Genomic DNA, 15622 nt, shown 5'->3' with positions numbered 1-15622 from the left:
GCGCGGCGGACGGCCGTGTCGACCACCCGTCGGCCGGCGGGTCTGATTAGGCTGTGCGCAACGCAAGGAGGCGCCCATGGGTCAGGAAGTCAGTTCCGCCGCGTTCAGCCGTGAGGACCGGCAGGCCTACCGCCACAAGGTCCTGCAGTCTCTCGATGTCTTCGAGCACATGCTCGAGCAGAGCCGCTTCGACTTCACCCGGCCCCAGATGGGCCTGGAGATCGAGCTCAACCTGGTCGATGCCAACCTCGACCCCGCGATGCTCAACGAGCGCGTCCTGGAGGAGCTGCAGGGCAGTGAGTTCGACTTCCAGGCCGAGGTCGGGCGCTACAACATCGAGATGAACGTGCCGCCGCGCCCGATGGCCGGCGACCAGGCGGTGCGCCTGGAGCGGTGGCTCAACGAGTCCCTTCGCAGAGCCGGGGACGCGGCTCGGGGGCACGGCGCGCAGGTGGTGGCTGTCGGCATACTCCCCACCTTGATGCAGGAGCTGTTCGATGAGGAGTGGCTGAGCCTGGGTGTGCGCTACACCGCGCTCAACAACGCCATCCTGGCCGAGCGCGGCGAGGGGCTGGAGCTCAACATCGAGGGGCCCTCGGGGGAGCGGGTCTCCGGCTACTTCGAGACCATCGGCCCGCTGTCCGGTTGCACGTCGGTCCAGCTGCACCAGCAGGTGACCCCGCAGGACTTCCCGATGTACTGGAACGCAGCCTCGGCCATCACCGGAGTGCAGGTGGCGCTTGCGGCGAACTCGCCCTATCTGTTCGGTCGGCACCTATGGGCCGAGACCCGGATCCCGCTGTTCAGCCAGATGGTCGACACACGCTCCGTGGAGCACAAGGCCCAGGGCGTGCGGCCGCGTGCCTACTTCGGCGACCGGTGGATCACCTCGATCTTCGACCTGTTCGAGGAGAACGTCCGGTGCTTCCCGGCTCTGCTGCCCGAGCAGTCCGACGAGGACCCGGTCTCGGTCTACAAGGCCGGTGAGGTGCCCGAGCTCGGTGAGCTGCGCCTGCACAACGGCACCGTCTACCGGTGGAACCGGCCGATCTATGACAACGTGCGCGGCGTGCCGCACCTGCGGGTCGAGAACCGTGTGCTGCCGGCGGGCCCGACGGTGATCGACATGGTGGCCAACGCCTGCTTCTACTACGGCCTGCTGGAGAAGTTCACCAGCAGCGGGCGCCCGATCTGGACCAAGATGCCCTTCGCGGACGCGGAAGCCAACTTCGAGTCAGCGGCGCGTCACGGCATCAGCTCGGTGCTGAGCTGGCCCGGCTTCGGGCGGGTGCCGGTCACCGAGCTGGTCGCCGATCACCTGCTCCCGCTGGCCGACGAGGGACTGGCCGGCCTGGGCCTGCGCCGCGAGGTGCGCGGACACTACCTCGACGTGATCGCCGAGCGGTGCCGCTCCGGCCAGAACGGGTCGTCCTGGCAGGTCGCCTGCACCGAGCACTTCGAGGCCCAGGGCGACGACCGCCCCACGGCACTGCACAAGATGTTCGCGCTCTATGCCGAGCACAGCGAGGCCAACGAGCCGGTGCACAGCTGGGAGTTGCCCAGGGCCGGCGCCAGCACGAGCGAGGCCGTCGCCGTCAGCCCGTGAGGTTCCACCCCTGGATGACCGGATCCTCCCGGTGGTGGCCCAGGATGCCGATCGCGCCGGTCTCGAAGGTCAGGTGCGCCCCGAAGCGGGGCTCGGCGCGGAGGAAGACGGCCGTGAGGATGCGCAGCGCCTGTCCGTGTCCGAACAGCAGCACGTCCCCGTCGATGTCCGCCACGGCGCCCAGCACGCGGCTGGCCCGGGCCGCGACCTCCTCGACCGTCTCCCCGGGGGTCTTCCCGGGCGTCACCCCGTCCCGCCAGACGCTCCAGTCGGTCCCGGTCCGCTCCCGCAGCTGCGCGGTGCTGACCCCCTCGACGGCGCCGTAGTCCCACTCCACCAGGTCCGGGTCGAGGGTGTCGACGCTCACCCCGGCGAGCTCGGCCGTGCAGCGTGCCCGTTGCAAGGGCGAGGAGCGCACGTGGGCGATGTCGAAGGTTCGCAGCAGGGGAGCGAGGGCGCGCGCCCCCTGCTCGCCGGACGGAAGGAGGGGCAGGTCGGTCAGGCCCGTGTGCTGGCCCGACTCCGACCACTCGGTCGCACCGTGCCGCACCAGGATGAGTCGTTGAGTCACTCTGGCAGGCTAGACCCCATGAGCTCAGATGACCTGCGCAGCATTTCACTCACCCGTCACGACAAGGGCAGCTACGAGGCGGAGAACGCCCGTGGGGGACGCCTCGCCTTCGGCGATGGGAGCAGCACCGACTTCACGCCCGTGGAGCTGCTGCTCACGGCGATGGCCGGCTGCTCCGCGATCGATGTCGACCTGCTGACCTCCCGCCTGGCCGAGCCCACCGCGTTCGATGTCTCGGCCGAGGCCGAGAAGCTGCGGGACGCCGAGGGAAACCACCTCGGTGAGGTCACCATCACCTTCACCGTGCGCTTCCCGGAGGGCACGGAGGGGGACGGGGCCCGCGAGCGACTCCCCGACGCCATCGCCAAGTCCCGGGACCGGCTCTGCACGGTCTCGCGTACCGTGCAGCTGCCGACGCCGGTCAGTTACCTCTCGACGTGACCGCCCTCGCCCGCCGCCTCGGTCCCCGGGAGGCGGTGGCCATCGGCCTCGGGTCGATGATCGGGGCCGGTGCCTTCGTGGTGTGGGGCCCGGCGGCGCGTGCCGCGGGGTCCTGGCTGCTGCTCAGTCTCGTCCTGGCAGCGGTCGTGGCCGCGTGCAACGCGTGGTCCTCTGGTGCGCTGGCGGCACGCTATCCCTCGGCCGGAGGCACCTACGTCTACGGCCGGGAGCGCCTGGGCCCGTTCGCCGGTTACCTTGCGGGCTGGTCGTTCGTGGTTGGCAAAATCGCCTCGTGCGCGGCGATGGCGATGGCGATCGCGGCCTATCTCGCGCCGGGCCGAGAGCAGATGGCAGCAGTGGCGGCGGTCGTGGTGATCACGCTGCTGAACGTCACGGGGGTGCAGCGCTCGGCCAGGGTGTCCACGGTGATCGTCAGCGTGGTGCTGGCAGTGCTCGTCGGCGTGTTGCTCGCCGGCGTCGCCGGTGGTGCGGACCCTCCGCGCCCCGAGCTCTGGGCGGAGGGCCCCAGTGCCTACGGCATCCTGCAGGGGGCCGGGCTGATCTTCTTTGCCTTCGCCGGCTATGCCCGCATCGCCACCCTCGCGGAGGAGGTGCGTGACCCCGAGCGGACCATCCCGCGGGCCATCGCGATCACGGTGCTGGCCGTGCTCGGGCTGTACGCCGTGATCGCTGTCCTGACCCTCGGCATACTCGGTCCCACGGATCTTGCGGTTGGGGCCGACCCTGTGGCGGCCGCGACAGCGGCGGTCCTGGGCGACCCCTGGGTCTGGGCGGTGCGGGCCGTGGCCGCGTTGGCTGCGTGCGGCGCCCTGCTGAACCTGGTGCTCGGGATCTCTCGAACCTCACTGGCCATGGCGCGGGACGGCTACCTGCCCGCGGCCCTGACCCGGTTGGACCGTCGTCAGGTGCCGCGGAATGCCGAGCTCGCAGTGGGGGCGCTGGTGATCGTTCTCGTGCTGCTGGTGGATCTGCGAGGTGCCATCGGGTTCTCCAGCTTCGGGGTGCTGACCTACTACGCCGTGGCCAACGCCAGCGCGTGGACCCTGCGCGGTGACTGGCGCGGGGCGCCGGTGGTGCCCGCGATCGGGTTGGCCGGCTGTGTGGGCCTGGCCGTGATGCTCCCGTGGCAGTCGGTGCTGGGTGGGGGCATCGTGCTGACCCTCGGCATCGCCTGGTTCGTGATCGTTGGTCGAGCTCGTCGGCGCCGGTGAGGAGGTCGAGCGGGTCGCCACCAGTCGTCCCGGTTCACGAAAAACCGCTGGTCGCCCGGAGGGACGCGGAGGAGACTCGGAGCCATGACCACCTGGAACCACCTCCGCGCGGAGGACGTGACCGCGTGGGCCGAGCTGACGGCCGAACTGGCCCGGACCGACCGGACCGATGAGTTCTATGCGGCCGAGGACCTGGCCGAGGAGCTGACCGAGCACGGCTTCGATCCCGCGCGGGACTCCTGGGCGCTGTGGGACGGGGGCGAGCTGGTCGGCTACGGACAGGTGCGGATCCGTGCGCGCCACGACGGCCAGGTGATGGCGAGCCTGGGTGGCGGCATCCACCCCGCAGCCCGGAGACGGGGGCTGGGCACGGCGCTCATGGACCGGATGGAGGCCCGGGGCCGGGAGTTGGCCGCAGCACGCCACCCGGGGTCGCCGGTGACCTGGTCCGTCGCAGGCGGCATCGAGGGAGCCTCGGTGCGCCCGATGCTGGAGCAGCGCGGCTACGCGATCGTGCGCTACTGGAACGAGATGAAGAGGTTCCTGGACGGGGCCCCCGTCCAGGTGCCCGAGGTGGATGCGGTGCTTGTCTCGCCGGAGGAGAAGCACCGTGAGGCGACCCGTCTGGCGCACAATGACGCCTTCCGTGACCACTGGGGCTCCGGCGAGGCGCCCGCCCAGCGGTGGGCCGACCGGTGGGCCGCCCGGGCCAACCGGATGGACATCTCGACCCTTGCGCTCGACCCGGACGGCCGAGTCCTGGCCTACGTGCTGGCCGCGTCGTGGGTCCCGGAGGAGGCCTACCTCAACCTGGTGGGCACGGTGCCCGACGCCAGGGGCCGGGGCCTGGCCCACGCCGCCCTGCTGCGCACGGTCAGCCTCGCCGAGGGGTTCGCCTATGTGGCGCTGGACGTGGACTCGGCGAGCCCGACCGGTGCCACGCGGCTCTACGAGCGGGCCGGTTTCTCGCTGTCCCGGGTGACCTGCCTCTACCATCGTGCGGCGCCGGCCGTCTGATGGTCCGTCCCTCCGGCAGACTGTCGGGCGCCGGTCGGAACGTCGGGAGGCACAAGCGGCCCGCGGTTGGTTATGGTGACGCATGGCTACCTTCCTCGACATCCACCCGGTCGATCCGCAGCCGCGCCTCGTGAGCAGGGTGGTCGACACCCTGCGCGACGGCGGACTGGTCGCCTACCCGACGGACGCCTGCTACGCGCTCGGTGCCCAGTTGGGCAATCAGCAGGCCAAGGAGCGGATCATCTCCATCCGCAAGCTCGACGACAAGCACCACTTCACGCTGGTCTGCGCCGACTTCGCGCAACTGGGCCAGTTCGTGCAGCTCGACAACGCCGTCTTCCGCGCCGTGAAGGCCGCGACCCCCGGCCCGTTCACCTTTATCCTGCCCGCCACGCCGGAGGTCCCCAAGAAGCTGCTGCACCCGAAGAAGAAGACCGTCGGGGTCCGCATCCCGGAGCACCGCATCACCCAGGCCGTCCTCGCCGAGCTCGGGGAGCCGATGCTCTCCAGCACTCTCCTCCTGCCGGGTGAGGAGGAGCCCCTCGCGCTGGGCTGGGAGATCAAGGAACGGTTGGACCACCAGGTCGACATCGTGATCGACGGTGACGAGACCGGCAACGAGCCCACCACGGTCATCGACTTCTCGGAGGGCTACCCGCAGGTGGTCCGCGAGGGTGCCGGAGACTCTGCCTCCATCGTCTGAGCGCTTCTGGCGCGCTGCGGATGTCCGCAGACGTCATCCTGCAGCATGTAGACGCCGACACCGGGCCTGAGTACGCTCAGAAACGCATTCACGCTGGTGTGGACCCAGGTGACCGGCACCCGGGCCCGTGCGGCACCGCAGGGCAGCGACTCCTCGTCGGGCCGGGCGGTGCTCACAGGTTGTCTCCCGAGAGCTGTGACGATGGCTGCGATCAACGGACCCTGGCAACAGGTCCCGGGACCGGGCGGCGGAACCGCCCCGTTCTACATGATCAGGTTCGACAAGCGGGGGGTGTGCACCAGCCCGTCGAGCCTGCGACACCTGGTGCAGGCAGCCGGCGAGGCGACCGATGTCTTCCTGTTCAGCCACGGCTGGAACAACACCTGGGAGGCCGCTACCCGGCACTACCTGGAGTTCATCGACCAGTTCAACCAGCAGTATGCCGAGGGCTGGCACCCCCCGGCACGCGACTATCGACCGGTCCTGGTGGGGGTCAACTGGCCCAGCACCGTCCTGGTGCCTCGCGATGAGCGGGGCCCGGATATCGCGGGCGGGCAGCGCGACCCGTCCACGGGCGAGGACCTGGCCCTCGAGCTGATCGCCGAGTCGCTGGAGGAGGGAGCGGCCGCCCGGCTCTATGAGCTGGCCGGCCACGCCGAGCTGAGCGGTGAGCGGGCCCTGGAACTCGCCCGCCTGGTCGCTCCCGCCCTTACCGGCCTCGAGGACGAGCTCGGGGACGGTCGGGACGCCACGATCACGCCGGAGGACCTTCTCCGGTGGTGGGCCGCGATGCCCTCTGAGGACCCCGCTGAGCCGGTCGAGCGCGGGGGCTTCGTGGAGGACGAGCCGGTCGGCGCCGACCGTGCACCCGAGACCGCCGGCCTGCTGGACAAGCTCAACCCGCGCAACCTCATCCGCAGCGCCACCGTCCTGCTGATGAAGGACCGTGCGGGCCGGGTCGGGGGAGCGGGCGTGCGCTCCATGCTGCACGACCTGCTGGACTCCTCGCCCGACTCTCGCGTGCGCCTCATCGGCCACAGTTACGGCGGCAAGGTCGTGCTGTCCGCGCTGGCCCACGGCAGTGCACCGAAGCGGCCGGTGGAGTCGGTCCTGCTGCTGCAACCCGCCACCTCGGCCAAGTGCTTCGCCGACCCGGACCGGGAGCACCCGGCCGGGGGTTACCGCCCCGCGCTGGACCGGGCCCGGCAGCCGGTCATGACGACCTTCAGCCGGCACGACGTCCCGCTGACCCGGCTGTTCCACCTCGCCGCACGGCGGGCGTCGGACACGCGGGAGGCGGTCATCGCCGGAGCACCCTCGGAGTATGCGGCGCTGGGCGGCTTCGGCCCCCAGGACACCTCGTCGGTCACGGTCGTGGACGCCGTGACCGCACCTAAGCGTTATGTGCTGCCGAGCACGGAGGTGCTGGCGATCCGGGCGGACGCGGTGATCAACGGGCACGGCGACGTGCAGAACGCGGCCACGGCCTGGGCGTTGCTCTGCCAGGTGATGGAGTAGCCCCATGGCCACGCTGGTCCGGGCCGAGCACGATCTGCCGACGCTGCGGATCGCCTACCGGGACGGGGGTCGGGTCGCCGTGCGGTTCTGGCTGGTGCGCGGCAGCGGCGAGGTCGAGCTGGTCGCCGAGTGCGGTGCCAGCGAGCTGGGGCCACTGGACTTCCGGGGCGGGGAGCCCGCGACCGACGACCAGTTCAGCCTGCCCTCCGACGTGCTCTACTACCTGACCAAGCAGGTCCCGACACTGGGTGGGTCCGCCTCACCGCCCGACAACGCGCTGTGGCTGGAACTACCCAGTCCCCGGGGCTACCTGCACCTGGTGCCGTGGGAGCAGTTGCTCGCGCCCCTGGGGCGACCGGTGGTCCGGCTGCCCAACTACACGGTGCGACCCCGTGCCCAGAGCAACACCCTCGAGGTGGCGCTGTGCGCCGGCTGGTCGGTGGTGTCCGGACAGTTTGACGCGGCAGGCACCCTGGCCGGGCTCGCGCGGCTGTGGCGCGAGGCCACCGGAGTGCCCACCACGGTCCACGTCTTCAGCGACGGCTGGGTGTTCGAGCGGCTCACCACGCTGCTCGCCGATGAGGAGGCGGTGATCGCCCACGACCCGGCCCGGTGGGAGGCCGGTGTCCCTCCCGGCGACGCCGTCGGCAGCACCCATCCGGCCGCGACTGCGGACAACGCCTGGCTGGAGTGGATGGGCGCTGCCCTGCGGGGGAGCGCACTCGACGTGGTGCACCTGGTCGGCCACGGCTACCTCTCCGGTGGCCGTGGCGCGGTGGCCATGTCGGTCACCCCCTCCCGCCTGGAGGAACAGCCCGCGGAGGGGCCGTGGGTGGGGGAGGACGACTGGGCCGGGGACGCCACGCCCGTGGGGGAGTTCGTCGGAGCCGCCAAGCTGGCCCAGTTCGTGTCAGGGCAGGGCGCATGGACCTTCATCGCCTCGGGTGCCCCGGACAACTACTCGGGTGCCGCCCTCCGGGAGGTGGCCGACGCCCTGGCCATCAACAGCCCCGGCATCACGATCGCGCACGACCTGGCTCTCGACCCCGACACCGACCAGCTCAGGCGGGTGCTCCAGCTGGTCTATGCGGGACAGGACAGCGTCGGGACGGCCCAGCCCGGGATCTCGTGCTGGGCCCACCCGAAGTTCGTCGAGTACCCCGAGGAGCACCTGATGACCCGCAGCGGCCACTCCGTGATGGTCCAGCAGGCCACCCAGGACCTCCTGGTCGAGGCGCACACACCCACCTCCGTGGCAGCCGCGACCAGATACCTGGAGTCGCTGCAGGCCAAGTGGATCCGCACGGACACCGGACCGGACCCCGACGCCGTGACCGCGCTGCGGCGTGTCTCGGACCTGGTGGAGCGGCGGGCCCGGGAGCTCCGGGGTGAGCCATGACCAGGGTGGTCTTCAGCGTCGTCGAGATGCCCGGACCTGACGGCGTGCGGCTCGGCATCCAGCTGAAGGAGCCTCCCGAACTGCCACGGCCCCAGCCCGAGCCCCTGGGCCTGGAGGCCCACGACGCCGTCTTCCAGGCGCTGCACGGCCCACCGACGCAGGATGCGGTGCGTCGGGCCGGGCGGCTGCTGTTCGACGCGCTGCTGCGCAACGCACCCCTGGCCAAGCAGCTCTCGGCCGCGCTCCTGGTGCAGCCCCCGCAGCGGCGGCCGGTCTGCGTCGAGCTGGCAACCACTGATGGCGAGAGTTTCCCCTGGGAGGCGCTCTGTGACACCGACGGAGCGTTCCTCGGGTTGGACGAGCGGTGGGCCGTGGGCCGCATCGTGGAGACCGTGATCCCGCTGGAGGGCTACCGGCACTTCGTCCCACCCCTGCGGGTCGCGGCCATCCTGTCCTGTCTGGGTGTCCCCGCAGCCGCCGAGTGGGAGGCGTTGCGTGCCGCGGTGCAGGACTCGACCCTGCCCGCCGAGGTCCTGGTCCTGGTCAGTGAGGACGCGCTCCATGCCGACATCAGTGCCACGGCACCCGACTGGGTCAGTGTCGAGTTCGTGCCCTCGACGGTCGCGGAGCTGGGGGCGCGCCTCCAGGAGTTCAATGCGCACGTCCTCCATCTGTTCTGCCACGGCCTCTCGACCCGGACCAGTCCCCACCTGCAGGTGGCCACCCGGGCTGACTGGCTGACCGGGCAGTCGAGCAGTCTGCTGCTCGAGTCGGGCGACATCGGTGACTTCCACCGGCCGGCGGACAGCCTGCCGTGGCTCGTGGTCCTGAACAGCTGTGAGACCGCGTCGGCGACCGGTGAGCAATCGGCCGGCTCGGTCGCCCTCAACCTGGTCTACACCGAGGGGATCCCGGCGGTCGTCGGCATGCGCGAGCCGGTGCAGGCCGACGATGCGACACGCTTCACGGAGGCCTTCTACGGCGAGCTGCTCCGCGAGTTCGCCAGCCTGCCCACCACGCCCGGAGTGGCCGCGCCGGTGGACTGGGCCCGGCTCCTGGTCGGCGCCCGGGAGCAGCTGGCCGAGCGCTACGAGCCGCTGAAGGAGCAACGCGGCACCCGCAAGGCCTGGACCCTCCCGGTCGTCTACACCCGTCCGGCGGTGTTCACCGTGCAGGTCGGCGAGGCGACCAGTCCCGGGAGCGGTGAGCTCGACGCCGAGACCACCCGTGCCCTCGTGCTGAGCATCGAGGCACTGACCGGTCTGCGGGCCCAGATCTCGGGCACCGGCGACAGCACCTTGCTGGCCTACATCGACGACGACCTCGGTCGGCTGCGCGCCGAGCTGGAGACCCGGTGACCGCGCCGGACCTGGCCGGGCTGCGTCCGCTGCGGGAGGCGGAGGTGCGGGCCAATGCGTTCACCGGGAGCGGCCCGGCCACGGGAGCCTTCGCCGACAGCATCGGTGCCTGGAGCGTCGGCGCGGCCGACCTGGGGGTGCGGCAGCTGGTGCCCAGAGCCGCCGACCCCGCCGACTGGACGGATCCGCGGGTCGGCTGGGGCATCATCCTGCCCGAGCGACCGGGGCTGGACCACACGGCCCTGGCCCGCGCCGACGACGCCCCCGAACCGATCCGGGAGCTCGTGCGGGTCCGCTCGGGCAAGGTGCTCCGGTACCGCCCCGACACCGACCTGGCAGCCTGGGTGCTGCGCGACTACGCCGGCGGGGGAGACCTGTTCACCGCGGCCTCGCCGCAGGGGATGGGCCCCCGGCAGCTCCCGCTCTACCTGCTCGTCGCAGCCTCGCCCGCCGAGGTCCCGTGGCGGGTGCAGGCCACCCTCAACCCCGTCCGGCACGTGGGGCGGCTCGACCTGGACGAGGCGGGCCTGGCCAACTACGTGAGCGCCCTGCTCACCGGCTGGTCCGGATCGACCGCCCGGTACGCCGGGCCGCTGGTCTGGTCGGTCGACCACGGCGGGGGCGACATCACCACCCTGATGCGCGAGGTGATCGGGGGCAGCCTGCACGCGGCCCTGGCGGCAGACCCTGACATGACGTCAGGCCGGTTCATCGACGGCTCGGCGGAGGACACCTCAGCAGCGGCGCTGACCGCCGCCCTGGCCGAGCAGCGACCACTGCTGGTGGTCACCACCAGCCACGGCATGACCGGGCCCCTGGGCGACCCGGCGGCGATGCGTCGGGACCTCGGGATGCTCGTCGACGGTGCACGGCAGGTGGTCGACCCGGATGCCCTGGTCAGCGCCTGGGCACCGGACGGCGCGGTGTGGTTCGCCCAGGCCTGCTGCTCGGCCGGCGCAGACCAGCCGTCCGCCTACGACGGGCTGTTCGCGGCCGACGGCGCGGTGGGCCGGGTGCTCACCGAGGTGGCCAGCCTCGGAGCGCAGACCGCACCGACCCCGCGGGCGCTGCTGGGAGCCCCGCGTCCGCTCCGGGCCTTCATCGGGCAGGTCGAACCCACCTTCAACTGGACCATGTCCTTCCCGCCCAACCGGCAGGACCTCACCGCCAGCCTCCGCGCCGCGCTCTACGAGGGCATCTGCGGAGGACGGCCGGTCGGGATGGCGCTGGCGCCCTACTACGACGCGATCGGTGCCCTCCTGGTCGGCCACGGGCGAGCTCTCGAGGACTTCAACGACGGCACGGATGGGGCCCTGGACCTGGCGACCTACAGCAAGGCCACGGCCCTGGACCGGGCCAGCACGGTGCTGCTCGGTGACCCGACGGTGGCGATCCCGCTGCCGGTCAGTCGGTGACCCTGAGGATGCCGTGCGCGCCGCGCTCGGCGTCGATCATCAGGTGCGACACGAGGGGGTAGTGACCGGCCTCGGGCAGCACCAGCTCCACGAACCCGCCCTGGGCCGGGAGCAGGCCGAGGGTCTGGCTGCCGCCGGTGCCCGAACCATCGGACCCGGAGCCCGCCGAGGCCTCGTCGCCCCCCGGCCCACCGAGGACCCAGCGTCCCTCCTGGTAGGTCGTGTCGAACTGACCACCGACCACGTGGAAGCTGCTGGGCCGGTTGGGGCCGGCGTCCAGCACCCAGATCCGCACCCGGTCACCGACCTTGGCCTCGAGCACGTGCTCGTCGTACTGGTTGGCGATGCCGTTGAAGACCACCAGGTCGGGGTCCTCGGCGGCGATCTTGTCGGCACTCACCTCGGTGGCGTCCGCGGCGCTCCCGGCCACCCCGGAGAGGTAGACCTCGGACTGCACGAGCAGGAACTCCCGGTCCACCTCGGGCAGGTCGGGCGGGTCGATGATGACCGCCCCGGTCATGCCTGCGGCGATGTGCGAGGACATCGGCATCGTGGAGCAGTGGTACATCCAGATCCCGGACCGCTCGGCGGTGAACCGGTAGACCAACGACTCCCCGGGCGGGATGGTGCGCATGGGCTCGTCCGGGGCCAGCGCCCCGGCGTGGAAGTCGATCGAGTGGCCCATCGTGCCGTCGTTGACCAGGGTGATCTCGAAGACGTCGCCGACCGTGCCGCGCAGCGTCGGGCCGGGGGCCTGCCCGTTGAAGGTCCACCGCTGCTGCCAGATGCCGGGAGCCACCTCCAGCGGCACCTCCTCGGCGGTGAGGGTGATCCGGTGCGTGGTGGTGTCCGGGGCTGGTGCGAGGACCGGATCGACGGGTTGCATGACGGGAGGTGGGTCGTCGGTGAGCAGTGGGCCGCTCCCGTGATCGCCGTGGGACCCGCCGGCGACCTCGTCCTGGGCAGCCGCACCGGTGCCGGTGTCCTCGCCGTCCTGGGCGCCCGGTGCCTCCCCGGTGGTCTGCACGTGGAAGGTCATCCCGGCCTGCCGGTGACCGACGATGGTGCACCAGCCCTCGAGCGGCCCGGTGACCACGTCGATGACGATCTCGGCGTGCTCGCCGTGGGCCAGGCGCGGGGTCTTCTCGCCGGCGATGACCAGGTCGTGCGTGGTGGACGGGTCGTCGTTGACCAGGTCGATGACCAGCCGGTTGCCGAGCGGCACGGTGACCGTGTCCGGGGTGAAGGTCATCCCGGCCGCCGAGACCTCGACGCGGGTGGTCTCACCCGTGGCCGTCACCGTGGAGTCCTGGGCCGCGGAGGTGGTGGGTGCCCCGATGCCGGCCGCCACGGGGTCCAGACCCACGCCGACGGTGATCGCGACGAGCACGGCGCAACTGCCGGCGACCGCCTGGGCGAGGGTGAGCGCGGAGCGGGGCCGCTCGACCCGTGCCGACGGGTCGAGCGGCGGCAGCCCTCCGCCGAGCGCCCGCCGAGCCCGCACCGAGGTGATGATCCCCTTCACCATGAGAGGCAGGAAGGAGGCCAGGGCCACGAGAACCAGGACCGACACGACGACGCGCACCAGGCTGGGGACCGGTGCCAGGCAGACCGCCAGGCCGACGTTGATGATCACCAGCCGCAGCCCGGCCAGCGTGTTGAAGACGGCCTGACCCGCCCGCACGACCGACGGGCCGCCGCCGAGGGCGGTGGGCATCAGGTAGGACAGGGCACCGGTCAGCAGCTGCGCGGCGAAGCCCACCACGAAGATGGAGGCCAGCAGGCCGACGCGGTCGCTGACGCCGCCGCGCGCCACGAGCACCGTGGTGGTGGTGAGACCGACGATGAGCCAGGCCAGGGCGCACGCCACGGAGGCGGTGGCGAACTCGCTCGGCGGCCGGCGGCGAGCAGGCGCCCACAGGGCCCGTCCCCACCAGCCCAGCCCCACGGCATACACCACCAGGCCCGCGACCGTCACCGGACGGATCCCGGCGAGGGCACCGCTGTTGACGATGACCAGCGCCGCGACGAGCACGGGCAGCGCCTGCCGGGCCAGGGACTCGGCCCGGGGGTCCATCGGGGTGCGCAGCATGGTCGGCCACAGCGTGACCAGGGTGCCGGTGACGGTGAGCCCGACCCAACCGAGCAGGTTGGTCATCATGTGCGCGGTCAGCAGCCGGTCGTGCCAGGTCTGGCTCAGGCCGAGCGCGAGCGGGGAGCCGAACGCGATGCCGACAGGGAGGCAGACGGCGGCGAGCAGGTAGTAGCGGATGGTGACCCGGAACCGGCCCGGCAGGGCATGATGCAGCCGGCGCCACAGCATCAGTCCGTGCCAGACGACCGCGCTCGAGACGAGCACGGCACCGACCACGACGAGCCACCACTGTGCCGTGGGCACGCCGACCATGACGATGGCCGTGCCGACGAACAGCAGGGCCAGGCGCAGGCTCTGCCGCAGTCTGGGGTCGAGCGACTCGTGGGTCTTCAGCAGGGCCTGGGCGAAGTGGGTGCTCCACACGAAGATCGAGTGGGTCAGCGCCCCGAGCAGCACCAGGTGCACCATCAGCCAGGTGGCGTCCGGGACCCACTGGTGGATCAGGGCGACGCCGACGGCCAGCACCATCCACCACAGGGCCGGATAGTCGCGCAGGGCCCAGCGACCGCGGGCCTGGGCCTGCTCCGGGCGCTTCGTCGTCGGGGAGGAGGGGGCGGGGTTCATGAGGTGGCCACCAGATAGACGGCGGTGAGCGCGAGGAGCAGCACCGCGAGGATGGTCAGGACGGAGCCGGCCTGGTAGGGCACGGCCTGGCCGCCCCCGAGCAGGTTGCCCCCGACCCGGAGGAGCAGACCGGTGTGCAGCACCGCCAGCGGTGCCCACAGGACGGGGCGGTAGGGGAGCCGGACCGACAGCACCGCGGGCAGGATGACCGGTGCGTGCGCCATCACCATCGAGATGGCGAAGCCGAGGAAGGTGGCGTGGACGACCGTGTCATAGGCTGCCGGGTGGTTGGCCAGCGGCCCGCCCCCGGCGCCGGGGACCGATCCGAGGGCCCACAACGCACCCGCCAGGCCGAGCCACCCGTAGCCCGCCAGGAGCGCGGCCGAGCTGAATCGGGGCAGACCCGTGGAGTTGATCAGGCGCCGGGCCACGTCGTGGCGGGCCAGCCACGCGGTGACCGCCAGGAGGGCGAGCCCGAAGAGCGGCCCCCCGACGGATGGCCACAGCAGACTGGCGACCACGCCGAGGGTCAGCAGGCCCGACAGCGCGAGCAACTGCTCACCGGCACCCCGGGGCATGGAGACCCGCGCCAGCTCGGCCCGCTCTGCGGCGATGGTGAGGACGATGAAGGCGACCAGCCAGGGGAGGACAGCGGCCAGTTCCACGCGGCTCCACAGGGCGGCACCACAGGCAGCGAGTATGCCGCCCAGCAGCTGGATCAGGATCGTCACCTCGTGCGAGCGTCGCCAGAGCGCGGTGTAGACGCCGGTCAGGCCGAGGCAGCCGAGGACGAGCAGGGCCTGGCCGGCTGCCAGAGGTGCGGGGGTCAGCAGCGCCACCCCGCCGGCGCCCAGCAGGGCGGGTGCGAGGAAGCCCCAGCGACGGCGCAGTGCGACGGCGCGCTCGAGGGCGATGACCGTGCCGAGGAAGCCGAGGACCATGAGGATGCCGTGCACGTCCGGGAGCCGGGAGAAGCTGATCGGGGCGGGCAGCCCCAGGAGCAGCAGGCTGGCATCCAGCCCGGCCAGCAGCGAGACGCCCCCGCCCGCGAGCAGGAGCAACCGGGCCGGGCGGATCACGGGTGGGGGTGGTGGTGATCGGGGCCGTGGGAGTGGCTGTGGAGCAGGTGACCTCGACCGTCAGTGATGGCCTCCTGGGCCTCCGGCGTGGTGGCGTCCACCCGCTCCCAGTCGGTGCCGTCCAACGACATGGCGGCGGCCGGGAACAGGCCGTTGTCCTCCTTGTCGATGTGCGTGCGCAGCTCCTTCTCAAACTCCGGCGCCCGCTCGAACGCGCCGCCGGCCACCGCCTCGAGCAGCACGTCGAGGCTGCTGTGCTCCCCACACAGTGTGTCGATGTGCTCGGTGAACTCCTCCTGCTCGCGCATCACACTGAACAGCCCGACCTCCTCGGAGTGCGTGTGCGGGCTCAGCAGGCGGGCGACGACCTGCGCCGTCTCCCGCACCCGCTCCGGGTCACCGCTCGCCGCGGCCCGGACCATCTCGCCCGTGGCATTGATGATCTCGTCGTGCTCGGCCATGAACCGGCCGACGACGGTGATGGACTGGCAGCCGCAGTAAGAGCACATGGTGGCATTCTCCTCGGGAGTTGGGTCAGCGTCTCCGGGACCGGGCGTTCGGGTC

13 protein-coding genes are annotated in these 15622 nt (G+C 71.7%); 9 read left to right on the top strand and 4 right to left on the bottom strand.

Annotated elements, in window-relative coordinates; all coding sequences use genetic code 11:
* Positions 1 to 76 precede the first annotated feature (76 nt).
* Positions 77 to 1606 carry a glutamate-cysteine ligase family protein gene (locus DPQ65_RS11805; RefSeq protein WP_114907555.1) on the top strand — a complete coding sequence of 510 codons (1530 nt, stop codon included), beginning with the start codon at positions 77 to 79 and terminating at the stop codon, positions 1604 to 1606.
* Here DPQ65_RS11805 and DPQ65_RS11800 read toward each other — a convergent pair.
* Complete coding sequence (locus DPQ65_RS11800; protein WP_114907554.1) at positions 1596 to 2177, bottom strand: histidine phosphatase family protein; 582 nt, start codon at positions 2175 to 2177, stop codon at positions 1596 to 1598. The two genes, DPQ65_RS11805 and DPQ65_RS11800, sit on opposite strands and share 11 nt — an antisense overlap.
* Positions 2178 to 2195: 18 nt before the next feature.
* Here DPQ65_RS11800 and DPQ65_RS11795 point away from each other — a divergent pair, with 18 nt between their 5' ends.
* The 8 genes from DPQ65_RS11795 (at position 2196) to DPQ65_RS11760 (ending at position 11260) form a co-directional block, all read left to right on the top strand.
* The gene (locus DPQ65_RS11795) at positions 2196 to 2618 is read left to right on the top strand and encodes an OsmC family protein (RefSeq protein WP_114907553.1); all 423 of its coding nucleotides are present in this window, start codon (positions 2196 to 2198) and stop codon (positions 2616 to 2618) included.
* Positions 2615 to 3850, top strand: a complete 1236-nt coding sequence (locus DPQ65_RS11790) for an APC family permease (RefSeq protein WP_114907552.1) — start codon at positions 2615 to 2617, stop codon at positions 3848 to 3850. The genes DPQ65_RS11795 and DPQ65_RS11790 overlap by 4 nt, the downstream gene beginning before the upstream one ends.
* Positions 3851 to 3934: 84 nt before the next feature.
* Positions 3935 to 4867, top strand: coding sequence for a GNAT family N-acetyltransferase (locus tag DPQ65_RS11785; RefSeq protein ID WP_114907551.1), 933 nt, complete (start codon positions 3935 to 3937; stop codon positions 4865 to 4867).
* A gap of 82 nt (positions 4868 to 4949) precedes the next feature.
* The gene (locus DPQ65_RS11780; protein ID WP_114907550.1) at positions 4950 to 5570 is read left to right on the top strand and encodes an L-threonylcarbamoyladenylate synthase; all 621 of its coding nucleotides are present in this window, start codon (positions 4950 to 4952) and stop codon (positions 5568 to 5570) included.
* A gap of 201 nt (positions 5571 to 5771) precedes the next feature.
* The gene (locus tag DPQ65_RS11775; protein WP_114907549.1) at positions 5772 to 7088 is read left to right on the top strand and encodes an alpha/beta fold hydrolase; all 1317 of its coding nucleotides are present in this window, start codon (positions 5772 to 5774) and stop codon (positions 7086 to 7088) included.
* Positions 7089 to 7092: 4 nt separating this feature from the next.
* Entirely contained in the window at positions 7093 to 8487 is a 1395-nt protein-coding gene (locus tag DPQ65_RS11770) for a hypothetical protein (RefSeq protein ID WP_114907548.1), read from the top strand.
* Positions 8484 to 9845: a CHAT domain-containing protein gene (locus DPQ65_RS11765; protein ID WP_114907547.1), complete on the top strand. Its 1362-nt coding sequence runs from the start codon at positions 8484 to 8486 to the stop codon at positions 9843 to 9845. The genes DPQ65_RS11770 and DPQ65_RS11765 overlap by 4 nt, the downstream gene beginning before the upstream one ends.
* A complete protein-coding gene (locus DPQ65_RS11760) occupies positions 9842 to 11260 on the top strand; it encodes a hypothetical protein (protein ID WP_114907546.1) in 1419 nt (472 codons plus the stop codon). The genes DPQ65_RS11765 and DPQ65_RS11760 overlap by 4 nt, the downstream gene beginning before the upstream one ends.
* On the opposite strand, the gene DPQ65_RS11755 is transcribed toward DPQ65_RS11760, so the two are convergent.
* From DPQ65_RS11755 to DPQ65_RS11745, 3 genes are read right to left on the bottom strand one after another with little or no spacing between them, the layout of a single operon-like run.
* Positions 11250 to 13979 (bottom strand): multicopper oxidase domain-containing protein, encoded by a 2730-nt coding sequence (locus DPQ65_RS11755; RefSeq protein ID WP_114907545.1) that lies wholly within the window; start codon positions 13977 to 13979, stop codon positions 11250 to 11252. The genes DPQ65_RS11760 and DPQ65_RS11755 overlap by 11 nt on opposite strands.
* The gene (locus tag DPQ65_RS11750; protein WP_238146819.1) at positions 13976 to 15058 is read right to left on the bottom strand and encodes a hypothetical protein; all 1083 of its coding nucleotides are present in this window, start codon (positions 15056 to 15058) and stop codon (positions 13976 to 13978) included. Before DPQ65_RS11750 ends, DPQ65_RS11755 begins: the two co-directional genes overlap by 4 nt.
* Positions 15055 to 15567 carry a hemerythrin domain-containing protein gene (locus DPQ65_RS11745; protein WP_114907544.1) on the bottom strand — a complete coding sequence of 171 codons (513 nt, stop codon included), beginning with the start codon at positions 15565 to 15567 and terminating at the stop codon, positions 15055 to 15057. Before DPQ65_RS11745 ends, DPQ65_RS11750 begins: the two co-directional genes overlap by 4 nt.
* Positions 15568 to 15622: the final 55 nt, after the last annotated feature.

It is taken from the genome of Ornithinimicrobium murale (genome assembly GCF_003352835.1).
In the GTDB taxonomy this organism is placed as follows: domain Bacteria; phylum Actinomycetota; class Actinomycetes; order Actinomycetales; family Dermatophilaceae; genus Ornithinicoccus; species Ornithinicoccus muralis.
Note: the sequence above shows the minus strand (reverse complement) of the source record. Positions and strands in the feature narration are given on the sequence as shown.